This window comes from Ectothiorhodospira lacustris (assembly GCF_022227845.1).
Classification (GTDB): Bacteria; Pseudomonadota; Gammaproteobacteria; order Ectothiorhodospirales; family Ectothiorhodospiraceae; genus Ectothiorhodospira; species Ectothiorhodospira lacustris.
The window spans coordinates 24,149-47,046 of the sequence record NZ_JAJNQN010000016.1 but is presented as its reverse complement, the minus strand read 5'-3'; the positions used below and the strand labels follow the sequence as shown (position 1 = coordinate 47,046).

The following is a 22,898-nucleotide window of genomic DNA, read 5'->3' as shown; positions in this document are numbered from 1 at the left end:
GCTATAGGCTTATGCCTGGATTTCCAAGCAGCGGGCAGTAAGAGTCATGGTGCTGGCTACAGTTGCATGGCCAGGACCAAGGCATCTTCCCGGCCTCGGCCGGCGGGGTAATATCGCTTGCGGATACCCACTTCATTGAATCCCAGAGTACGGTAGAGACCAACCGCAGGGGTGTTGGATGGGCGCACTTCCAGAAAAACCGTCTCGGCCTGACGCTCTCTGGCGATATTCAGCATGGCATTGAGCAAGTGACGCCCGAACCCCTGACCCTGGCATTCGGGGCGAATGGTGAGATTGAGTACATGGCACTCACCCACCCCCAGGGACATCACTCCGTAGCCGATCAGTTCGCCGCCGTCCCCGGACGTCAGAACCCAGCAGGAATACCCCACCCGCAGACAGTCACGAAAGATCCCTTCCGACCAGCAAAAGTCATAGGCCCTGGGCTCAACCTCCATGACGGCCTGAAGGTCATCGGCACGCATGGGGCGAAGCTGCAATGGAATGGCGATCACGGCGTCCATGGGAGGGATGATTGCCGCTATGCGACCGGTTTATCAGGCGACCTGATCATCAAGCGGCGGGCCACGCACAGATCCTCCCAGGCCTTGCGCTTGTCCAAGGGTTTTCTCAGCAGATAGGCCGGGTGATAGGTGACCACCACAGGGATGCCCTGGTAATCCCGGGGCCGTCCACGCAGGCTCCCCAGGGCCGCATCCGTATCCAGCAGATTCTGCGCCGCAATACGTCCCAGGGCAACGATGACCCGGGGCCGGATCAGGGCAATCTGGCCATCCAGAAAGGCCCGACAGGCCCGGGCCTCTTCCGGCTTCGGATCACGATTGCCGGGCGGACGGCACTTGAGGATATTGGCGATGTAGACGCCCTCCCCCCGCGCCAGACCCAGGGCGGCCAGCATGCTGTCCAGCAGCTTGCCGGCCCGGCCCACGAAGGGCTCGCCACGGCGGTCCTCGTCCACCCCCGGGGCCTCGCCGATAAACAACCAGGGGGCCTGGCGATCGCCGACCCCGAAGACGGTCCGGGTGCGGCTTGCCGCCAGTTCGGTGCAGCGGGTACAGGTTTCGACCTGCCGTGTCAGGGTTTCCCAGTCAGGTACCCTGTCGCCCAGGGAGTCGGCCTGCCGGGGAACGGGTGCTGCTTTCGCGGCCGAGGGCCGCTCCCACGCAGGTGTTTCCACACAGGGGGCACGGGGCACCCACTGCGGGATGCCCATGGCCTCAAGATAACGACGCCGCAAGCCCTCTTCCATGCCGGATCAGACGTCGCCGCGCTGGGGATGGGCACGACGATCCGGCATCACCAGACGGTTCAGGGCATTGAGATAGGCCTTGGCGGAGGCGATCACGATGTCCGTATCCGCCCCCTGGCCATTGACGATGCGCCCACCTCTTTCCAGCCGGACCGTCACCTCGCCCTGGGCATCGGTGCCGCTGGTGATGTTGTTCACCGAGTAGAGCAGCAACTGTGTGCCGCTGGGCACAATGGTCTCGATGGCCTTGAAGGCTGCATCCACCGGGCCGCTGCCCTCGGCCCGGCCGCTGCGCTCGGCGCCGTCCACACTGAGGGTGACATTGGCCACCGGCGTCTCCCCCGTCTCGGAGCAGACCCGCATGGATACCAGTTTGAGCTGCTCGCTGTCCATGGCCATGGTGGCCTCCGATACCAGGGCCTGAAGGTCCTCATCGAAGATCTCATGCTTCTTGTCCGCCAGTTCCTTGAAGCGGGCAAAGGCCTCGTTCAGTTCCTCCTCGGCCGTGAACTCGATCCCCAGATCCTTGAGGCGGGTGCGGAAGGCATTGCGACCGGAATGCTTGCCCAGCACGATACGGTTTTCCGACCACCCCACATCCTGCGCCCGCATGATCTCATAGGTATCCCGATGCTTGAGCACCCCGTCCTGATGGATGCCGGACTCATGAGCAAAGGCGTTGACACCCACGATGGCCTTGTTGGGCTGCACCGGGAAGCCGGTGATGCTGGACACCAGGCGGGAGCAGGGCACGATATGGGTGGTATCCAGGGTGGTGTCGCAGGGGAAGACATCCTGACGGGTTCGCACCGCCATGACGATCTCCTCCAGGGCTGCGTTGCCCGCCCGTTCACCCAGACCGTTGATGGTGCACTCCACCTGGCGGGCGCCGTTGAGCACGGCGGCCAGGGAGTTGGCCACGGCCACGCCCAGGTCATTGTGACAATGGACCGAGAACACGGCCTTGTCCGAATTGGGCACCCGCTCGATGAGATTCTTCATCAACTCGCCGAACTGCTGGGGGATGTTGTAACCCACGGTGTCGGGGATGTTGATGGTCCTGGCACCGGCGTCGATCACCGTCTCGATCACCCGGCAGAGGAAATCCAGTTCGGAACGGCCGGCGTCCTCAGGGGAGAATTCCACGTTATCGGTCCACTGCCGAGCCCGCTTGACGGCGGCCACCGCCTGAGTAAGCACCTCGTCGGGGGACATCTTCAGCTTGTACTGCATGTGAATGGGCGAGGTGGCGAGGAAGGTGTGGATGCGGGCGGAATTGGCCTCTTTGAGGGCCTCACCGGCACGATCAATGTCCACATCCTTGGCTCGGGCCAGGCCGCAGACGGTGCTGTCCTGCACGGCACGGGCCACTGCACGCACGGACTCGAAGTCACCGGGGCTGGCGGCGGGGAAACCGGCCTCGATGATGTCCACCCGCATCTTTTCCAGGGCCTTGGCGATACGGACCTTTTCTTCCCGGGTCATGGAGGCGCCGGGGCTCTGCTCGCCGTCGCGCAAGGTGGTATCGAAGATGAAGAGTTTGTCTTTGCCTGCCATTGTCTCTGACCTCTGCCACCGGAGGGATCCGGTCGCTTGCTCTCTGGGGAAATTCTACATGACCCGCACCCGGCCTGGGGCGGATGTCATGGGATCAACGGACGCGTTTGGCCTCGCCAGGCATGAGAGAGTGTGCCGCTAGCGCGGCAGTCGCAGCAGGGATAGCAGACGGGCAATGCGGGACGCACGCATCCGGATACCGCACCTTGAGGGCGGGCCCTGGATGAAACCATGCTGTGCGAGCAGATTGGTCATGGAGGCCTGATTTCTGGACTTGGTCTTGACTCTAACAAAGCCCGCCCCAGGATGCAAAGCCTGCTGCAACCTTCAACCAGCGCGCGCCTGCATTGAACCACGGTTCGCTCCGAGGGCCGTGCCCCCCCGTTGGGGCCCGGCCTGCCGGCAAAATCCACCGTTGGCCACGGACGATTGGACGATCAGGAGATTCAATGGGAAAATACCGCCCATTCCAAAGACACCCGCCCCCTCTGTCAGGACCTCGCCCATGCCCGCCCGACTCATCGATGGCCGCGCCATTGCACAGACCGTTCAACAGGAAGTCCGCCAGGCAGTGCAGGCCCGCCTTGCCTCGGGCAAGCGGGCGCCCGGACTGGCCGTGGTGCTGGTGGGAGACGACCCGGCGTCCCATGTCTATGTCCGCAACAAGCGCCGCACCTGCGAAGCCATCGGCATGGAGTCTCGCTCCGTGGACCTGCCGGACAATGTCTCCCTGGGGGACTTGCTGGATGTGATCGACGAGCTCAACGCCGATCCCTCCGTGGACGGCATCCTGGTCCAGCAGCCGCTGCCCAGGCACATCGACACCGAGCAGGTGGTGGAGCGGATGGACCCGGCCAAGGACGTGGACGGATTTCATCCCTACAACATGGGTCGACTGGCCTTGCGCCTGCCCCGGCTGCGTCCGTGTACTCCCTATGGCGTGCTGCGACTGCTGGAAACCACGGGGGAAACCTACAAGGGACGCCATGCGGTGATCGTCGGCGCCTCCAACATCGTGGGTCGGCCCATGGCCCTGGAACTGATGCTGGCGGGTGCCACGGTCACGATCTGCCATCGTTTCAGCACCGACACCCCGCAGCATGTGGGGCGTGCGGACATCGTGGTGGCCGCCGCAGGCAAGCCGGGACTGGTGCGCGGGGACTGGATCAAACCGGGGGCTACCGTGATCGACGTGGGCATCAATCGGCTGGAGGACGGCAGTCTGGCGGGAGACGTGGAATTCGAGGCGGCAGCGGAACGGGCCGCCTGGATCACCCCGGTGCCCGGCGGCGTGGGGCCGATGACCGTGGCGATGCTGATGAAGAATACCCTGCAAGCCTGCGAGGATGCGGAGCGGGTGGCCAGCTGCTTTTTGCCGTAGGCCTCTTTCCTCGCTGGCTTTCCCCCCTCACCCCAACCCCTCTCCCACAAGGGGAGAGGGGCTTGAAAGCTTGCCTTTGCCTCAACCCCAGGGCTTGGAAGCCTCCCTTCTCCCCTCGGGGGAGAAGGGCCGGGGATGAGGGGGATGCCCCACCCCACCGCCGGGGCTATTCCCTCAGCCGCGCCGCCAGGTGGTGCCGCCCGGACCATCCTCCAGCACGACGCCCTGCCCCTTGAGGGTATCCCGAATCCGGTCCGCCTCGGCAAAGTCCTTGCGCCGACGCGCCTCCAGCCGGGCCTCGATCAAGGTCTGGATCTCGGCCTCGTCCGGCCCCTGGCCGTCCCCCCCCTGTAGGTAGGCATCCGGGTCCGCCCCCAGAATCCCCAGCGCACCCCCCAGTTCCCTGAGCACCCCGGCCAGACGGCCGGCCGCTTCCGGTTCAGCCTCCCGCAGACGATTCACCTCATGGGCGATGTCGAACAGCACCGCCAGCGCCACCGGCGTGTTGAAGTCATCCTGCATGGCGGCATCGAATCGTGCACGGAACCGAGTCCCCTCCCCTTCCGGCGGCAGGAGATTGATCCCACGCATCGCCGTATACAACCGGTTCAGGGCGGCACGGGCATTGTTGAGCGGCTCGTCACTGTAATTGAGCGGACTGCGATAGTGGCTACCCAGGATGAAATACCGCACTTCCTCAGGCTGATAATGTTCCAGCACCTGGCGCACGGTGAAGAAGTTGCCCAGGGACTTGGACATCTTCTCCTCATTCACCCGCACAAACCCGTTGTGCATCCAGTAATTCACATAATGCTCGCAGGAGGCCGCCTCGCTCTGGGCGATCTCGTTCTCATGGTGGGGAAACTGCAGGTCCTGGCCGCCCCCATGGATGTCGAAATGATGTCCCAGGTAATGGGTGGACATGGCCGAGCATTCAATATGCCAGCCGGGACGCCCCGGCCCCCAGGGGGAATCCCAGGCCGGCTCACCCGGCTTGGCCGCCTTCCAGAGCACGAAATCCAGCGGATCCCGCTTGGACTCGTCCGGGGCCACCCGTTCGCCGGCCCTCAGGTCCTCAATCCGTTTGCCCGACAACTTGCCATAGCCCTCGAACAGGGAGACGCTGTAGTACACGTCCCGGTTGTCCCCCACATAGGCATAGCCTCGCTTGAGCAAGGTATCGATCAGGTGCAGGATGTCGTGGATATGAGCGGTGGCCCTGGGCTCGAAGCTGGGCCGCGCCACCCCCAGGGCATCGGCATCCTCGTGCATGGCCTGGATAAAACGGTCGGTCAGGGCCTCGATGGATTCACCGTTTTCCGCCGCCCGGCGGATGATCTTGTCATCGATGTCGGTGATGTTGCGCACATAGGTCACCTCGTAGCCCAGGGCCTTGAGGTAGCGGTAAACCACATCGAACACCACCAGCACCCGGGCATGACCCAGATGACAGTAGTCGTACACCGTCATGCCGCAGACATACATGCGCACCTTGCCGGGTTCCATGGACTGGAACGGGTCCTTGCGGCGGGTGAGGGTGTTGTAGATATGGAGCATCGAGGATTCTTCGGTCTGGTTCATCAGTAGCAGGATCTTATCAAGCCAGGGGGTACGGGGCCATCACCCCGGACTTTGCCCGCCCACGCCTCAGCGGCTATCATCGCAGCTCGTCAACCGTATCACCGACGGACATCCACCAATGAAATCAATGATTCGACAGCTTGCCCTTTGCCTCACCCTGCTGTCTGCAACCACGGGAACTCAAGTCATGGCCGAAAACACTGCCCCCAGGGTCACCCTCGAGACCAACAAAGGCACCATCGTCCTTGAACTCTACGCCGACAAGGCCCCCGAGACCGTCGCCAACTTCCTGGCCTACGCCGGCGAAGGCTTTTATGACGGCACCATCTTCCACCGGGTGATTCCCGGCTTCATGGTCCAGGGTGGCGGGTTCACCCAGGACATGCAGCAAAAACCCACCAAGGACCCGATTCGCAACGAGGCCAACAACGGCCTGAGCAACGAAGTGGGTACCGTGGCCATGGCCCGCACCCCGAATCCTCACTCCGCCACGGCCCAGTTTTTCATCAATGTCCAGCACAACCGTTTTCTGGACTTCACCGCCGAGACCCCCCAGGGCTGGGGCTACGCCGTGTTCGGCAAGGTGGTGGAAGGCATGGACGTGGTGGAAAGCATCGTTGGTGTGAGCACCGGCAACCACGGCATGCATCAGGATGTTCCCCGTGAACCCGTCATCATGACCCGCGTCAGCGCAGAGTGATTTCACGGCTGTGAGCGAGACGCTATTCATATCGGATCTGCATCTGGACAAGGAACGTCCACACAGCCTTCGACTCTTCGAGCGCTTCCTGCAAACCCGTGTCCCCGGTGCGGACGCCCTCTATATCCTGGGTGACCTGTTTGAGTACTGGGTCGGAGACGACGATCCAGCCCCTCACCTGGACCGGGCCTTCGACCTGCTCAGCGCCCTCAGCGAGCAGGGCATGTCCCTGTTCTTCGTTCACGGCAACCGTGATTTCCTGGTAGGTGAGACCTTTGCCCGGCGCTGCGGCTGCCAGCTGCTGGAGACGGAGACCGTGGTGGAACTCTACGGCACGGCCGCCCTGATCATGCACGGCGACAGTCTGTGCACGGACGACGTGGACTACATGGCCTTTCGCACCCTGGTCCGCGACCCGCAGTGGCAGGCCGCGTTTCTCGCCCGCCCCCTGGACCGGCGCCACGCCGAGGCGGAGGCGGCCCGCGCCCGGAGCCGTTCGTCCACCCGCAACAAGTCCGCCGAGATCACCGACGTGAATGCCCGGGCCGTGACGGACGCCCTGCGCCGCCATGGTGTCCAGACCCTGATTCACGGCCACACCCACCGCCCCGCCATCCATGACCTCACCGTGGCAGGACGCCCCGCCCGGCGCATCGTCCTGCCCGACTGGTACGACACCGGGGGACTGCTGGTGTGCCGCCCGGATGGGATGTCCCTGGAAAACCTCTGAGCCGATCCGTGGGAGACGCCGTCCCGCCGGTGAACCGAGGGCTATCGCTCCTGCAGACGGTACAGGGACAGGCCGATGTTGGCCTGCTGAACGAAATGCCGGAAGGCGCGAAAATCCTCCTCGGTCAGCGGCATCCCGGTATAAGCACGATCACAGTAGATGAGCCCGATGGGCTTGCCCTCGGAATAAATGGACATGAGAAAACAGGGATGCCGACCCACCACCGCCACATCGTGGGCGGTGTGCAGGCGGCTGTCGTGGCCGGTGATCCAGTACCCCTCACGGCTATAGAGGGCCTGATGGAACAGATTGGGCGGTGACTGACTCAGCGGGAAGGAAATCGCCCGCGAAGGATCATTCCTGCGCCAGCCCAGCGCCACCTTCTCCCGCAACAGGCCCCTGTCCGTGGACAGCATCGTGAAAATGGTCCGGTCCATACCGATGCCACGCTGTATACCCTCCAGGATCATCTCCAACAGGCAACTGATGTCCAGCTTGCCGCCGCTGAGCATCCCCGAAATCTCCTGCAGGATCTGAAACTGTAACTCCTTCCGGTCCGGCACCGCGATGGCCGCGGATTCTTCCTCCGCATCCAGTTGCCGCGCCTTGTGCTGAATCAGCTCGGCAGCCTCCACGGCACCAAACTGACGCGCAATGCGGGCAGCGGCATCGGTATTGGCCCGCAGGCCTTGCTTGACCTCATCCCGTGTCTGACCCGTGATCTCACCAATCCGGTCCAGACAGGCATTATAGGGCTGCGATCCGGTCGTCTCCTTCAGGATGACGACCACCTCACAACCCAGGTTGACGATTCGCATCCGGGGGTCGAAGACCTTCGGACTCTTGCGAATGGCCTCTTCGATCAGGCCTTTCAGGTTCCAGCTCTTGCACAGAGATACATCCAACTCCGCCAGCCGGAACCCCAGCACCTGGCGCTCCGCCGCATCCTGGGGAATATGGCCCTCTTGCAGCAGGCCTTCCAGACGCTCGCCTTGATCCCGACAGAAACACCAAAAGGCGATACGGCCGATGTTCTGCAGCAAGGCCGCAATGAACACTTCCTCGGGATGGGCATCTCCGGCGGCAATGGCGATTGCTTTGGCGTGAACCGCGGCATGAATGGCCTGCGCGATCTCCTCGTGGGCCCGGCGCTTGTTCCTCGGGGAGAGGATGGCCTCAAAAAACGAGCAGGCCAGTACCAACTCACGGATGACGTCGATCCCCAGGATGACGATGGCGCGACTGACCGTGACGATCTTCTTGCGATAGGGGTTGTAATAGAGGCTGTTGCTCAGCTTCAGTAGCTTGGCCGTCAGGTTGGGGTCCTGAAGTATCGCGGTGGCCAGATCCATAGCACCCTTGCGCTCGTCTCCGATGATGTCATGGATGGTCTGAACGGTACTGGAGAAGATCGGCATCTCCTGTTCCCGCAGCATGTGTGTCCAGTCCTCCAGCGTGGTGGGGTCTGCAGCAGGGGGAACAGCGAGGTTATTATTCATGCGGCATCAGGTCATGGCAGGGGGATGCGCAACGGCACGGAAGGGCAGCCGCTGCATGTCTTCGTCAAGAATCCGTCCAAGATTGCCTGATACCGATCATCAGGTCCATCACATTGGTCCCGGTCGGCCCCGTGGTCACCAGATCACCACAGGCCTTGAGCAGCGCGTGGGCGTTGGCACCGGCCAGGGCCTGCTCCAGGTCCAGCCCCAGGGCGCGGGCACGGGCCACCGTCCCGGCATCCACCAGGGCACCGGCCGCCTGGGTGTTGCCGTCGGAACCATCGGTACCGGCGGCCAGCAAAGTCACGCCGGGATGCCCCTCCAGCACCCGGGCCGCCGCCAGGGCCAGATGCTGGTTGCGCCCACCCTGTCCCGGATCGGCCGGCAGGGTGACCGTGGTCTCGCCACCCCAGATATGGATGCCCGGCGGCCCGGCCAGTAGTTCCCGGGCCAGGCGCTCGCCACAGACCGCAGCCTCTCCGCAGAGGAACTCCCCATGCAATGTCACGTCCATGCCGCAACGTTCGGCTGCGGCCGCGGCACCCTGACAGGCATCCCGCAAGGTGGCGATCACATGGACAGGGACGGGGACCACCGGGGCATCGGCGCAATCCGGCACCCGGGCCGCCATCGAGGTCACCCACTCACGGATGCCCGACGGCAGCTCGGGCAGAGGGCGCAGCACCGAAGGCGGCACCAGCAGACCGGAGCCGATCACCGCCGGATCATCCCCCGGCACATCCGAGATCAGATAGGCCTCGGTACGCCGCTGCCCCAGTCGGCTTCGCAGGCGCCCGCCCTTGATGCAGGAAATCGCCGTGCGCACCCGGTTCATGGCCACGATATCCAGACCGGAGCCCAGCAACCAGCCGTTGATGCGCTGCAGTTCTCCCAGCCCTGCCCCCGGCGGCAGAACCTCCACCAGACTGGAGGCACCACCGCTGATGAGAAATACCAGATGTCCCTGCTCGGGGGTCAGCCGGATGAAGTCCAGCAGCCGACTGCCGGCCAGCAGGCTGTCCGCACCCGGCAGGGGATGATCCGCCTGCAGACAGATGAAGCGCTGATCCCGCGCCAGTCGGGAATCATCATGGCCGTGGCGGGTAATCACCAGTGCGCGCACCAGACGGGTGCCCAGGGTCAGGCGCGCCCCTTCCGCCATGGCCGCCGCAGCCTTGCCGATGGCCACCAGATGGATCGGGTCCCGCCCCTTGAGCCGCCCCAGGGCACGACGAACCACCGTGCCGCCATGGACTGCTTCCAATGCGGCATGGAAACAGTGCTGCAAGCAGTCTCGATCACGCATCGGCGGACAATGGCAGCCTCAGCACAGGCTATCCAGTCCGCGGGCCAGATCCGCCTGGATATCCGTCGGGTCTTCCAGCCCCACGGCCACCCGTACCAGCCCTTCAACAATCCCCTGCTCCACCCGCTGCTCGGGCGTGATGCGTCCGTGAGTGGTGGTGGCAGGATGGGTGATGGTGGTCTTGGCATCTCCCAGGTTGGCGGTGATGGAGAGCATTTGCGTGCTGTCGATCACCCGCCAGGCCGCCTCCCGGCCCCCCTTCACCTCGAAGGCGACAATGCCGCCGAAGGCGGCCTGCTGACGGGCAGCCAGGGCATGCTGGGGATGGGAGGCCAGACCGGGATAATGCACCCTCTCCACCGCCGGATGCTTCTCCAGCCAGTGGGCCAGGGTCAGGGCGGATGCGCTATGGGCACGCATGCGCAGGGGCAGGGTTTCCAGCCCCTTGTGAAAGACCCAGGCATTGAAGGGGCTCATGGTGGGACCGGCAGTACGCAAGAAACCGAAAACCTCTTTGCCCACCCGTTCCGCATCTCCGACCACGGCGCCACCCACGCAACGGCCCTGGCCATCCAGATACTTGGTGGCAGAATGGATCACCAGATCCGCCCCCAGGCTCAGGGGACGCTGCAGGACCGGGGTACAAAAACAGTTATCCACCGCCAGCAGGCAGTCGTGGGTATGGGCCAATTCCGCCAGGGCACGGATGTCCACCAGTTCGGTGAGCGGATTGGAGGGAGTCTCGGCGAACAGCATCCGGGTATTGGGGCGCAGGACCCGCGCCCAGGCCTCCAGATCCGACAGGGGCACATAACTGACCTCGATACCGAAGCGGGTGAGGTAATTGCTGAACAGGTTGGTGGTGGAACCGAACACGGACCGGGACGAGATGATGTGGTCCCCCGCCCTGAGCAGGGACAGACAGGTGGACAGGATCGCCGACATGCCGGACGCCGTGGCCACGCAGGCCTCCCCCCCTTCCAGGGCAGCCAGGCGGTCCTGAAAGGCACGTACCGTGGGATTGGTGAAGCGGGCGTAGATATTACCCGGCGTCTCGCCGGCAAACCGGGCCGCCGCCTCCGCGGCACTGGCGAAGACGAAGCTGGAGGTGGCGAAGATGGGATCGGAATGTTCCTGTTCAGCCGTGCGGGTCTGACCGGCGCGAACGGCCAGGGTATCGAAACCGGGACGACGGGAACCGGAAGTATCCAGAGGATGGGACATGGGCACTCCTGTAACACCCGCCCCGTCGGGCAAAGAAAAAGACCCGCCAAAGCAGGTCGTCACCCGCTTTAGCCGTATTTCTTGAGCGCCCGCAAGCTGGAATCAAATCGGCGCTGTCCACCTGCCTGAATGCATCGGGAACCGGCTACAGGGCAAGGGATTCCCTTGATTCTGGAAAAACGATTGCGAAGTGTCAATGCCTGGGCTTGCCCGTCAGCGACATGGACAGGACTTCATCAGCCCAATGGCCCGCTTCCAGCATGGCCTCGCTGATGTCGGTGGTGGACAGTCCGGCACAGCCTGCCGCCTCGATATCGCCCTGCTCGCAGGCCCGGGCACAAGCCAGTGCCTCGGCCATTTCCCCCGTCCCCCGGAGCAAGGCTGCCTTGACCGCATCCCCCAGGGGCAACGGCTGAATGATCTGCTCCAGGGGGCGCTCCATGATCAGATCCAGGGCGGAGAACAGGCCACAGGTGAAGTAGTTTTCCACCGGACCCAGGCCGGCGCGGCGGGCCAGGCCCTCGCACAAGGCAGCCCGCTCCAAGGCCAGCTGCACCAATCCCGCCGGACGATCCGCCAATCCTCGTATCACCAGCATGCAGGCCCAGGTAGCCAGCTTGCGGCGTCCCAGGATCAGGATGGCCCGGGCCAGGGAATCCACCTCCCGGCTCAGACCGAAGAACGGCGAGTTGATCAGCCGCAGCAGTTTGACCGCCAGACCGGCATCCTGAGCGATGAGATGCTGCAACTGGTGGACATCCAGGGCCGGGTCCTGCAGACCGGCCAGCAAGCGCACTACGGTGAGCTTTCCGGCCTCCAGGCCGATCGCCTTGAAGAGCCGTGGACGGCTGAGAAAATAGCCCTGAAAATAGTGGAAACCCAGATCACGAAGAAACTCATAATCTTCCAGGGATTCCACCTTTTCAGCCACGATGCTCACATCATGGCGGGAAAGCAATCGGTGGACAGACCGCAGCTCGTCCGGCCTGGCCCGGGCCGTATCCACCTTCACCTGGTGCACCGCGGGCAGGAGACGGTCCCCGGCACCGCCGGGGACATAATCGTCCAGGGCCAGGATATAGCCCCTGCCGGCCAGTCGCTTGAGGGTCTCCAGGGTGGCTTCATCCCCCGGCAGGTCGGGCGGCAGGTCCACGATCAGCCGCCCGGCGGGCACGTTCAGGGATTCCAACTCCCTGAGCAGGCGCGGGGTCATATTGATGGCCGCCAGACGGGAGCCGACGAGGGTATCAAGACCGATTTCGCCGAAGACGCTCAAAATGACATGGGAGGTCGCCGCATCGCTGCCGGTGGCCGACCGGAGGCTGGATGCGGAACGGAACAGCAGCTCATAGGCATAGACACCCAGTTGCCGGTTGTAGATGGGTTGCCGGGCGATATAGGTGCTGTCGCTGTTTGAAGCCGCCTTTTCCATTGATTCGTAGACTTCCGCTGCTGATCCTCGCCAAAGGGGGACGGTGTCTCTCTCCCTACACGGCCACCACCTGCACCCGATCATGCACGCGGCAGAGCAGATCATAACCGATGGTCTGCGCCGCCGCCGCCACTTCATCCACCGGCAACCCTTCGCCCCAGAGCGTGACCACGTCCCCCACCTGGACCGTCTCCAAATCGGTCAGATCCACGGTGATCATGTCCATGGAGACGCGGCCGATCAGCGGCACCCGCTGCCCGCGCACCAGCACCGGAGTACCGGTGGGGGCATGGCGAGGGTAGCCGTCGGCGTAGCCGATGGCCGCCACCCCCACCCGGGTAGGCCGCTCGCAGCGCCAGGTGGCGCCGTAACCCACGGTTTCTCCCGGCGTCAGGGTGTGAATAGCAATCAGCCGGGTACTCAAGGTCATCACCGGGCGCAACCCCAGGCCGGCAGCCCGGGCATCTGCCAGCGGTGAGCTCCCATAGAGCATGATGCCGGGACGAACCCAGTCGGCGTGGGCCTCGGGAAGGGCCAGGATGGCAGCGGAGTTGGCCAGACTGCGCTCACCGGGCAGATGCCGGGTGGCCGCCTCGAACCGGGCCAGCTGGGCGGCATTTTCCGGCCGCCCGGGTTCGTCGGCGCAGGCCAGGTGGGTCATCAGACCGGGCACCGCCGTCACGTTCGGATCAGAGATCAGGGCCGCCACCAGATCGGAGGCGCGCAGCGGGGAAAAGCCCAGGCGTCCCATGCCGGTATCCAGTTTCAGCCAGACCCGTACCGGGCGATGCAGACGGGTGCCTGACAACAGGTGCAACTGGCTGTCCTCATGCACGCTCACGGCCACGTCCAGCTGGGAGGCGGCGCGCAGATCCCGCTCGTCCTTGAAGCCCTGCAAGGCGAGGATGGGCTGATGATACCCGGCCTCTCGCAGGGCTGCGGCCTCATCCAGACAGGAGACCGCCAGGGCATCCACCCAAGGTGCCAGGCATTCAGCCACCCGGAGCATGCCGTGGCCATAGGCCTCGGCCTTGATCACGGCCATGACGCGGCTGCCGGGAGCCGCTTCCCGGACCCGGGCCAGATTGGCCGGCAGATGACCGAGGCACAGGCGCGCCGAGGCGGTTCTTTTCACTAGAAACCCTCGTTGGAATAGATTTCGGGCACGTAGTTTTCGAAGCGGGTGTACTGGCCCAGAAAGGTCAGCCGCACGGCACCGATGGGGCCGTTACGCTGTTTGGCGATGATGATCTCCGCGGTGCCCTTGTCCGGACTGTCATCGTTGTAGACCTCATCCCGGTAGATGAAGACGATGAGATCCGCATCCTGTTCGATGGCGCCGGATTCACGCAGATCCGACATCACCGGGCGTTTGTTGGGACGCTGCTCCAGACCTCGATTGAGCTGGGAAAGGGCGATCACGGGGACCCCCATTTCCTTGGCCAGGGCCTTGAGGCCGCGGGAGATCTCGGAAATCTCGTTGGTTCGGTTCTCCGAACTGCCGGGTACCTGCATCAGCTGCAGGTAGTCCACCACAATGAGGCTGAGCTGCTTGTGCTCTCGCATCAGCCGGCGGCAGCGGGAACGCAGGTCGGAGGGAGACAGCGCCGGACTGTCGTCGATATACAGCTGTGCCTCGGACAGCATGGACACGGCACTGGAAAAACGCGGCCAGTCATCATCTTCCAGACGCCCGGTACGCAGACGCTGCTGATTGATTCTTCCCAGCGAGGAGAGCAGACGCATGGACAGTTGCTCGCCGGGCATTTCCATACTGAACACCGCCACCGGCGACTTCTGCTTCAGCGCCGCATATTCGGCGATATTCATCGCGAAGGTGGTGTTATGGACACAAAAATCCTCGGCAATGAAGTTGTGCGTACCCTCTACCGTCAGGTCATAAACCTGATGTTCACCCTGATAGTCGATGGAGACGACTTCATCCCAGTAAATATCTGAAGTTGACAGACTGGCCAAATAGCCATCATCAAGAATCCCCGCCAACCGCCCGGCGCGGACACGGGAAATCCCTCTGCTTCCCCTGCCCCCCAGGTGAGGGTTGAAACCGGGCGGGCATTCCAGCCCTGCCTGCTGATGCCATTCACGCCAGCTCTTTTCACCCTTTCTAGCCAGCACATAGGTATTCACACTCAGAGGCAATGTATCCAGATTGGTATGCGGACGCTTGTTCGCCAATAGCGCATCCAGCTTCGCCAAGGCAACTTCCTTACCGAAGATGCCGATCTCACGAATGAAACGACGCAGGCTTTCCTGATCCAGGACCTCCAGTTCCATGGGTGAACGCCGTAACCTCGGATAGGCGTTTTTCTTGATCCGCACCTTGCTCAGAATACCGAACCGAAGCAGCAAGTGCTGTACCCCCCGGACCAGAAGAGGACTGGAAGAAGCATAGCTGATACGCCCCTGCCCATTGGCCTGAACAAAGGCGCTGCCATCGCAGGCAAACAGACGATTGATGAACAGGGCCAAGGAGTCTCGTTCCAGGGTATAAATGACGCTAGGGATATCCTTTTCCAGCGCCGAGCCCCCCCATACACCATGTCTTTCAAGAAAGCGACGCACCGGATTAGGGCTGTTTTTCGAAACATGTTCGTGAGCATCCACACCAAGATCCGCGGGTGACAAGGACAACACATCACACAAGCGTTCGAAGTGGATACCCATGGGCATGGACTGCCCGGATCGCCAATAACTGACCGTGGCCTTGCTAACCCCCAAAACTCGGGCCAGGTAATCCCCAGTGATTTCAAAATCGGACTGCACACGTCTCAGGGCAGAAGCAAAACGTGCCCGTGCCTGAATCAGATAATCCCGATCACGACTGACACGCATGGAGGGAGCACGGGTCATATCGGCGATGAGTTTGCAAGTCATACCGGCAAAACCACTCACTGCATCAGTAAAATCTTCACGCAGGCGAGGGCTCGTGTTGGTAAAAATCGGGCATGTCTGGGTGGTACCCCCATCACCGATAAAATACGCCAGTGTCTTCACTTCATGACTCGGCATCCATGTCTTCCCAAACACTGGAATACAGCGGGGCACCGCGACCTTCTCCCCCACTTGAATCTCCCCCAATGGCCGCCAACCCGATCCGGTGAGGAAGGGGTGGGTCAGGGTTGTGGAAATCTCGCGCCCACTGGCGGTCCGGACCCGATAGACAGGCTTGATGCCGTCATCCACGAAAGCCGTGGCCTGCCCCTTGCGCAAGCGAAAATCCTCCCCCAGGGTCAGCAAATCCGCCTGACGGCGAGCCACCCGCTCATCGATGGTTACCAAGGCGCCGGTCTGCGGATCGACCAGCCTGGACCCGGCCATGATGCACTTGCCCATTGACGGTCGTCCCGCTACGATCACCAGGTCCCCTGCCTGCAGGCCGGAGGTCATCTCGTCGAAGTCGTCATAGCCCGTAGACAGGCCGGTGATGGGGTTGTCCCGCTCGAAGAGCAGCTCGATGTGCTCCACCGTGGACTTGAGCAGGGTACGCATGCCGCGAAAACCCTGACGGTTGCGCGCACCCTGCTCGGCAATCTCGAACACCCGGCGCTCTGCCTCGTCCAGCAGTTCGCGGCTCTCCCTGCCCTGGGCATTGAACCCGCTGTCGGCGATGCCCGTGCCCACACTGATGAGCTGACGCAGCACCGAACGCTCGCGCACGATATCCGCATAGGCGCGGATGTTGGCGGCACTGGGGGTGTCCTTGGCCAGCAGGCCCAGATAGGCCAGGCCACCGGCCTCTTCCAGCTCGCCGTGGGCCTCCAGGCGTTCGGAAATGGTCACCACATCGAAGGGGGCCTGGCGGTTGGCCAGCTCGGCGATGGTACGGAAAATCAGGCGATGATCATGACGATAGAAATCCACCTCGGCCACATGGTCGGAGACCGTGTCCCAGGCATCGTTTTCCAGCATCAGGCCACCGAGCACGGCCTGCTCGGCTTCGATGGAATGGGGGGGGATCTTGAGGGCTTCGGTCCCGTTGCGGGACGCGGCGGTGCGGGGCTTTTCGGGCATGGTCAGGGTACCAATCGACGCGACGACAGACGCTCGGACCTGTCTTGATCACCCCGGACCCGGACCGGTTCCGGCATGGGTCCCGCGGGGCATGAAGCCCCGCGGGCGGGGCGGCATTACTCTTCCACACCGACCACGACCACCTTCACGGTGGCGTTGACATCGGTGTGCAAGTGCACGGCTACTTCGAACTCGCCGGCCTGACGCAGCGGGCCTTCGGGCAGGCGCACTTCACGCTTTTCCAGTTCCACACCGGCTGCCTTGGCGGCGTCGGCGATGTCGTTGGTGCCCACGGAACCGAACAGCTTGCCTTCAGTGCCGGCACGGGCGCTGATGGTCAGGGTCATGGCTTCCAGCTTGGTCTGACGGGCCTGGGCGGCAGCCAGAGACTCGGCGGCGGTCTTTTCCAGCTCCGCACGACGGGCCTCGAACTCGGCAATGTTCGCCTCGGTGGCGAACTTGGCCTTGCCCTGGGGCAGCAGGTAGTTACGGGCGTAACCGGAGCGCACGCGCACCTTGTCACCCAGGCTTCCCAGGTTTTCCACCTTTTCGAGAAGAATCACTTCCATCGGTCTATACCTCAGTCAAAGATCAAATACGTTATCTGCCGGGAGGCACGGGATGCGCAGGCATCAGGGACTGTCATTACCCGCGTGCGCAATCCGTCCACGAAGATCCACAAAGCTGTCCACCATCCCCAGCGTGGCCAGGACGACCATCATCTGCGGCAGGGCAAAGGCCATCACCACATAGGTCATCACCAGCCACAGGCGACTCAGGTTCAGCTTGCGATTGATCCCGTGGATCACCGCCAGCCCGTGCAGGAAAAAGGCGGCCAGAAATACCAGAGACAACTCGAACATCAGGGTCATGCCGGCAAACAGCCCCAGGACCAGCAACACCAGCAGCAGGATGGCCGGGACCCGGCCCATGCTCAGCTGCTGAAACTCCTGGGCAAAACCGCCGGGGTTGTAGAGCACCGATTGCCAGTAGCGGGCCAGCACCAGGGAGAGCGACAGCGCCAGCAGGGAGACGGCGGCCAGCATGCCCGTCATCACCGCAGCGGCCTGTCTGAAAGCCTCTTCCCGCTCCAGGGTACTCATGCCCGACTGGTCGAACAGCGGACCGACGGTCTGCTGCAGCACCGTGTACCACATCTGCGTGATGTCGGGTACGGACAGGTGGAGCATCAGCACCACACCGCAGCCGATGACGATGCCGGTGACCAGCGTGACGGCCCAGGACACCGTGCTTCGCAGCACAGCGGCCAAGGCCAGGGCCGGTATCCACTGCACCAGGGCGGTCACCAGACCCACCACCGGCGACAGGCCGGCAATCCAGCCGATCAGTCCCACCACCACCGCAGCCAGGACCACCACCGCCAGGGCCTGTTGCGGCCCCACACGCAGGGTCACCAGGGCCACGGCGGCACTGCTGAGCAGCGCCAGGGGCGGAATCAGCAGGCCGATCACACCAAAGCCGACGGTTGCGGTCACTGCCCGCAGCCGGCTTTGCATGATGAATGATGCCAGTTGCCTCATGGTCTCATGCACCCGCGCCCTGGGGCGCGGATGCCTGCCGTCCTCAGTGGTTGTCGGAGTACGGCAGCAAGGCCAGGAAGCGGGCGCGCTTGATGGCGGTGGCCAGCTGACGCTGATAGCGGGCGCTGGTGCCGGTGATGCGGCTGGGCACGATCTTGCCGGTTTCGGTGACGTAGTTCTTCAGGGTGTTCAGGTCCTTGTAGTCGATGAACTCGACCCCTTCGGCACTGAAACGGCAATACTTACGACGACGGAAAAAACGGGACATAGTCTATCCTCGGAATGAATCAGGTGAACAGTGGCTCAGTTCGCGGCAGCGGACGGACGATCATCATCGGCATCGTCGTCATCGCTATCGTCGGAGAAGGAGGAAGATGAGCTGCTGTCATCGTCATCCCGGTTCTTGGCCAGAGGGGAAACCTCGGTGAAGGCACGATCCATGCGCATCACCAGGTGACGGATCACGGCGTCGTTGAAACGGAAGGCGCTGACCAGTTCTTCCAGGGCGTTTTCCGGGCACTCCACGTTCATCAGCACGTAGTGAGCCTTGTGCAGCTTCTGGATCGGGTAGGCCAGCTGACGGCGGCCCCAGTCTTCCAGGCGATGGATCTCACCCTCGGCCCCTTCGATGATGCCGCGATAGCGCTCCATCATGGCGGGTACCTGTTCACTCTGGTCCGGGTGGACCATGAATACGATCTCGTAATGACGCATCTTTGATTTCCTTGCGGGTGACAGCCTCCCGACCAGCGGTGAGGCAAGGTGGATCTCCGGAGATACCCCGGAAAGGAGCGGAATCTTAGCCGTTCGGGGCGGTGGAAGCAATCCGGCGCTGCCGCACCGCCTCATACAGACACACCCCCGCCGCCACTGACACGTTCAGGCTCTCCACCCGTCCCAGCATAGGCAGCTTCACCAGGGCGTCACACCGCTCCATGGTCAGACGCCGCATGCCCTTGCCTTCCGCCCCCAGCACCAGGGCGGTGGGGCCGGCAAGATCGGCGCCATACAGATCCCCGGTGGCCTCGCCACTGGTTCCCACGATCCACAGATGGAACTCCTCCTTGAGCAGATCCAGGGTGCGCGCCAGGTTGGTGACCTGGATGAAGGGCACGCTTTCGGCGGCTCCGGAGGCCACCTTGCGTACCACCGGGGTCAACCCTGCGGCCCGGTCCCGGGGCGCGATCACGGCGGTGACACCCGCCCCGTCCGCGGTACGCAGACAGGCCCCCAGATTATGGGGATCGGTCACCCCGTCCAGCACCAGCAACAGCGGCGCCGTGCCGCTGCCCTCCAGCCCCAAAAGCAGATCGGGCAGATCCCGTTCCCCGAGGGCGGCCACCGGCTCCACCATCGCGATGACACCCTGATGACGGGCATCGCCGACGACGGCGTCCAGCTCGCGCCGCGCCACCCGGCACACGCTCACCCGGGCCTGGGCGGCCAGATCCAGTAGGGCCTGCATGCGCCCGTCCACCCGCCCTTCCTGAACACGCAACTCCTGCACCCGAGCCGGGGCGCGACGCAGCATGGCATCCACCGCATGCAGGCCGAATACACACTCACTGGCAGCCATGTCTCACTCCGGACGCTTGCGCCGACGGCGACGGGAAGATTTGGCCTTCTCGCCGGACTCAGACTCGACCTGCCCGGCTTCAGCCGGCAGTGCCGGGGCCGGTGCGGCCTTGGCAGTCTTGGGGGCCGAGTTGACGGCTGACGTGTCATCCTTCTTGCGCGGCCGCTTGCCGGCGGTGGGTGGGGACGATACCACCGCCTCCTGCGGCACCGGGGTGTCCGCCGTCTTCCTGTTCGACCGACGGCGGCGACGCCCTGAAGCAGGCGCCGGCTCACCGGCTTCATCCGCTGCAGCGGACGGGGCGGTTACGGTTGCCGCCTCTGATTCCGGCTTGCGCCCCTTGCGTCGACGGTTGCGGCCCGACTTACGGCCCTCGCCGTCCTCACTCCGGCCACGCTTTTCCCCCGGACCGGACTCCTCCGGCACGAAGTCGATCTTGCGCTCATCCAGATCCACCCGGGCCACCTTCACCCGTACCGGATCACCGAGACGATACACCCGGCCGCTGCGCTCACCGCTCAGGCGATGGCCTGCCGGATCGAAATGGTAATAGTCGTTGGACAGGCTGGTGACATGCACCAGGCCTTCCACGTAGATGTCCTTGAGTTCGATGAACAGACCGAAAGAGGTCACGCTGGTCACCACTCCGTCGAAGACCTCGCCCACCTTGTCCAACATGTACTCGCACTTGAGCCAGGCCGTCACATCCCAGGAGGCCTCGTCCGCCCGGCGCTCGCGCATGGAACAGCTTTCGCCCAGGGCCACCATGTCGATATGGGCATAGCAGAAGTCCTTGGGCTTCCCTCCGTCCAGCACATGATGGATGGCCCGGTGCACCAGCAGGTCCGGATAGCGGCGAATGGGCGAGGTGAAGTGCAGGTATTCCTCGTGGGCCAGACCGAAATGCCCCAGGTTATCCGGTGCATAGACCGCCTGAGATAGGGATCGCAGTAGCGCGGTCTGCACCAGCCGGGCATCGGGCCGTGCCTTCACCTGCTCCAGCAGGGCCGAGAAATCCGCCGGCGTGGGCTCATCGCCCCCGCGCAGAGACAGGCCCAACTCCCCCAGAAAGCGACGCAAGTCCTCCAGCTTGGAAGGCTTGGGTCCCTCATGCACCCGGTACAGGGTGGGCATACGCTTGCGCTTGAGGAACCCGGCCGTGGCCACGTTGGCGGCGATCATGCACTCTTCAATGATCTTGTGGGCGTCGTTGCGCTCATAGGCCACGATGCGCTCGATCTTGCGATCCGCGCCGAAGAGGATGCGGGTTTCCGTGGTCTCAAAGTCCACCGTGCCCCGGGTGTCCCGCGCCTTGCGTAGCAGCTTGTAAAGGCCGTAAAGGTCTTCCAGGTGCGGCACCAGGGATTCGCGACGGCGAATGGTCTCGGCCTTCTGCTCGACCAGGATCTCGGCCACCTCCGTATAGGTGAGGCGGGCATGGGAGCGCATCACCGCCTGATGGAACTTGGCATCCTTGATGCGGCCTCGGGAGTTGATGGTCATCTCGCAGGCCAGGCAGAGGCGGTCCACCTCCGGATTCAGGGAGCACAGGCCGTTGGACAGCACCTCCGGCAGCATGGGGATGACCCGCTCGGGGAAATAGACGGACGTGCCCCGGTGGCGGGCCTCCATGTCCAGGGGATCCCCCGGCCGCACATAGTAAGCCACGTCGGCGATGGCCACCCAGAGCTTGTAGCCCCGGCGACCGAGGGACTCGCAATAGACGGCATCGTCAAAATCCCGGGAGTCCTCCCCGTCGATGGTCACCAGGGGCATGTCCCGCAGATCCAGGCGCCATTCACTAGCCTCCCGGGGCACCTTGTCGGAAAAACCCTTGATCGCTTCCTGCACCGCATCGGGCCATTCGAACGGCAGGCCATGGGCGCGCACGGCGATGTCGATCTCCATGCCGGGGGCCATGTGCTCCCCCAGCACCTCGATAACCTCGCCGATGGGACGGGTGCGCTTGGTGGGCTGTTCCTTGATGCGGACCGTGACGATCTGGCCGGGTCGGGCCTCGCCCATGCACTCCGGCGGAATGAGGACATCCAGGGGCATGCGCTTGTTGTCGGGGGCCACGAAACCGATCCCTCCTTCCATGGCCAGACGCCCCACTACCGTTTCGGTATTGCGCTCCAGCACCTCAATGATGGCCCCTTCCCGACGCCCACGCCGATCGATGCCGATAACCCGGGCCACCGCCCGGTCGCCATGGATGAGGGCGCGCATCTGGCGAGGGGACAGGAACAGGTCCTCGCCCGGCTCGTCGGGCACCAGGAAACCGAAACCGTCCGGGTGACCGATGATGCGGCCGCGCACCAGATCGGACTGATTGACCGGCAGCCAGCCGCCGGCGCGGTTGCAGACCAGCTGACCGTCTCGCTCCATGGCGCGCAGGCGACGGCGCAGGGCTTCCTGATCCACTTCCTCTTCCAGACCCAGGCGACGGGCCAGGGGATCAAAACTGATGGGACCATCCGACTGGTCAACCACCTGCAGGATCAGCTCTCGACTGGGTATGGGCCGTTCGTACTTGCGGGCTTCGCGTTCGAAATGGGGATCTTGGGTCAAACTCTTTTTCTTTTTTGTCATGTAGTGGCCGATAAATTTTTTAGCGGAAGTGTTGACAACGCTTCCGGCGGGTACTAATATTGCGCCTTCAGTTGAGACGCAAGAGCAATACGCTTCTCACTGGAATTGCCGAGGTGGCGGAATTGGTAGACGCGCTAGTTTCAGGTATTAGTGGGGGAGACCCCGTGGAGGTTCAAGTCCTCTCCTCGGCACCAAAATTGATTTCCACAAATGGCCCGCTTGATGCGGGCCATTTGCGTTTTCAAGCGCCGGATTGTACGCCCTTTCCGCCGGAAAACCCAGCCCGGTCGCGATGGCCGGGCAAGACACAGACCGGCCATCCGGCGGCGAAGTTGTCGTTCCAGTGTCATGCGCACACGCGGCTGGCCCCTCTCGCGACGTCAGGGCGACAGAGGCATATCGCGCCAAAATCCATCAACCCAGCAGCAAAAAGATCAGGATGGCAACCCCTCCCAGCAGGGCGACGACCGACATGAT

At 63.5% G+C, this 22,898-nt stretch carries 19 protein-coding genes and 1 tRNA gene; 4 read left to right on the top strand and 16 right to left on the bottom strand.

Annotated elements, in window-relative coordinates; all coding sequences use genetic code 11:
• Positions 1-56 precede the first annotated feature (56 nt).
• Genes rimI through LQ956_RS11830 form a run of 3 tightly spaced genes read right to left on the bottom strand, consistent with a single transcriptional unit; the run spans position 57 to position 2,827 of the window.
• On the bottom strand, positions 57-524 hold the full coding sequence (rimI, locus tag LQ956_RS11840; RefSeq protein WP_238621366.1) for a ribosomal protein S18-alanine N-acetyltransferase: 468 nt from the start codon (positions 522-524) through the stop codon (positions 57-59).
• 17 nt (positions 525-541) lie between these two features.
• Positions 542-1,270 carry a uracil-DNA glycosylase gene (locus tag LQ956_RS11835; protein ID WP_238621365.1) on the bottom strand — a complete coding sequence of 243 codons (729 nt, stop codon included), beginning with the start codon at positions 1,268-1,270 and terminating at the stop codon, positions 542-544.
• 6 nt (positions 1,271-1,276) lie between these two features.
• Positions 1,277-2,827: a 2-isopropylmalate synthase gene (locus LQ956_RS11830; protein ID WP_238630058.1), complete on the bottom strand. Its 1,551-nt coding sequence runs from the start codon at positions 2,825-2,827 to the stop codon at positions 1,277-1,279.
• A gap of 505 nt (positions 2,828-3,332) precedes the next feature.
• Between LQ956_RS11830 and folD the strand changes: the two genes are divergently transcribed.
• Positions 3,333-4,208, top strand: a complete 876-nt coding sequence (folD, locus tag LQ956_RS11825) for a bifunctional methylenetetrahydrofolate dehydrogenase/methenyltetrahydrofolate cyclohydrolase FolD (RefSeq protein ID WP_238621363.1) — start codon at positions 3,333-3,335, stop codon at positions 4,206-4,208.
• Positions 4,209-4,382: 174 nt separating this feature from the next.
• Here folD and cysS read toward each other — a convergent pair whose 3' ends face one another.
• On the bottom strand, positions 4,383-5,765 hold the full coding sequence (gene cysS, locus LQ956_RS11820; RefSeq protein WP_238630072.1) for a cysteine--tRNA ligase: 1,383 nt from the start codon (positions 5,763-5,765) through the stop codon (positions 4,383-4,385).
• A 151-nt stretch (positions 5,766-5,916) separates the two neighbouring features.
• Here cysS and LQ956_RS11815 point away from each other — a divergent pair, with 151 nt between their 5' ends.
• Positions 5,917-6,489, top strand: coding sequence for a peptidylprolyl isomerase (locus LQ956_RS11815; RefSeq protein WP_238621397.1), 573 nt, complete (start codon positions 5,917-5,919; stop codon positions 6,487-6,489).
• Positions 6,490-6,499: 10 nt separating this feature from the next.
• Positions 6,500-7,219 carry a UDP-2,3-diacylglucosamine diphosphatase gene (locus LQ956_RS11810; protein WP_238621362.1) on the top strand — a complete coding sequence of 240 codons (720 nt, stop codon included), beginning with the start codon at positions 6,500-6,502 and terminating at the stop codon, positions 7,217-7,219.
• Between the two features lie 41 nt (positions 7,220-7,260).
• Here LQ956_RS11810 and LQ956_RS11805 read toward each other — a convergent pair whose 3' ends face one another.
• The 12 genes from LQ956_RS11805 to rnr form a co-directional block, all read right to left on the bottom strand.
• Positions 7,261-8,718, bottom strand: coding sequence for an HDOD domain-containing protein (locus LQ956_RS11805; RefSeq protein WP_238621361.1), 1,458 nt, complete (start codon positions 8,716-8,718; stop codon positions 7,261-7,263).
• 64 nt (positions 8,719-8,782) lie between these two features.
• Positions 8,783-10,006, bottom strand: coding sequence for a glycerate kinase type-2 family protein (locus LQ956_RS11800; protein ID WP_238630057.1), 1,224 nt, complete (start codon positions 10,004-10,006; stop codon positions 8,783-8,785).
• A gap of 36 nt (positions 10,007-10,042) precedes the next feature.
• Positions 10,043-11,248 (bottom strand): O-succinylhomoserine sulfhydrylase, encoded by a 1,206-nt coding sequence (locus LQ956_RS11795; protein WP_238621546.1) that lies wholly within the window; start codon positions 11,246-11,248, stop codon positions 10,043-10,045.
• Positions 11,249-11,441: 193 nt separating this feature from the next.
• Positions 11,442-12,680, bottom strand: a complete 1,239-nt coding sequence (locus LQ956_RS11790; protein ID WP_238621547.1) for an EAL and HDOD domain-containing protein — start codon at positions 12,678-12,680, stop codon at positions 11,442-11,444.
• Between the two features lie 55 nt (positions 12,681-12,735).
• Positions 12,736-13,815 carry an alanine racemase gene (gene alr / locus LQ956_RS11785; RefSeq protein ID WP_347402049.1) on the bottom strand — a complete coding sequence of 360 codons (1,080 nt, stop codon included), beginning with the start codon at positions 13,813-13,815 and terminating at the stop codon, positions 12,736-12,738.
• Complete coding sequence (dnaB, locus tag LQ956_RS11780) at positions 13,815-16,712, bottom strand: replicative DNA helicase (RefSeq protein WP_238630056.1); 2,898 nt, start codon at positions 16,710-16,712, stop codon at positions 13,815-13,817. The genes alr and dnaB overlap by 1 nt, the downstream gene beginning before the upstream one ends.
• A gap of 116 nt (positions 16,713-16,828) precedes the next feature.
• Positions 16,829-17,281, bottom strand: coding sequence for a 50S ribosomal protein L9 (rplI, locus tag LQ956_RS11775; RefSeq protein WP_238630055.1), 453 nt, complete (start codon positions 17,279-17,281; stop codon positions 16,829-16,831).
• A 63-nt stretch (positions 17,282-17,344) separates the two neighbouring features.
• The gene (locus LQ956_RS11770; RefSeq protein ID WP_238630376.1) at positions 17,345-18,229 is read right to left on the bottom strand and encodes a DUF2232 domain-containing protein; all 885 of its coding nucleotides are present in this window, start codon (positions 18,227-18,229) and stop codon (positions 17,345-17,347) included.
• Between the two features lie 67 nt (positions 18,230-18,296).
• Positions 18,297-18,521: a 30S ribosomal protein S18 gene (rpsR, locus tag LQ956_RS11765; protein ID WP_090208543.1), complete on the bottom strand. Its 225-nt coding sequence runs from the start codon at positions 18,519-18,521 to the stop codon at positions 18,297-18,299.
• 35 nt (positions 18,522-18,556) lie between these two features.
• The gene (rpsF, locus tag LQ956_RS11760) at positions 18,557-18,967 is read right to left on the bottom strand and encodes a 30S ribosomal protein S6 (RefSeq protein ID WP_238621551.1); all 411 of its coding nucleotides are present in this window, start codon (positions 18,965-18,967) and stop codon (positions 18,557-18,559) included.
• An 85-nt stretch (positions 18,968-19,052) separates the two neighbouring features.
• Complete coding sequence (gene rlmB / locus LQ956_RS11755; protein WP_238621552.1) at positions 19,053-19,829, bottom strand: 23S rRNA (guanosine(2251)-2'-O)-methyltransferase RlmB; 777 nt, start codon at positions 19,827-19,829, stop codon at positions 19,053-19,055.
• A gap of 3 nt (positions 19,830-19,832) precedes the next feature.
• Positions 19,833-22,421, bottom strand: coding sequence for a ribonuclease R (rnr, locus tag LQ956_RS11750; RefSeq protein ID WP_238630054.1), 2,589 nt, complete (start codon positions 22,419-22,421; stop codon positions 19,833-19,835).
• A 107-nt stretch (positions 22,422-22,528) separates the two neighbouring features.
• Here rnr and LQ956_RS11745 point away from each other — a divergent pair.
• Positions 22,529-22,615: transfer RNA gene (locus LQ956_RS11745), tRNA-Leu, on the top strand.
• Positions 22,616-22,898 lie beyond the last annotated feature (283 nt).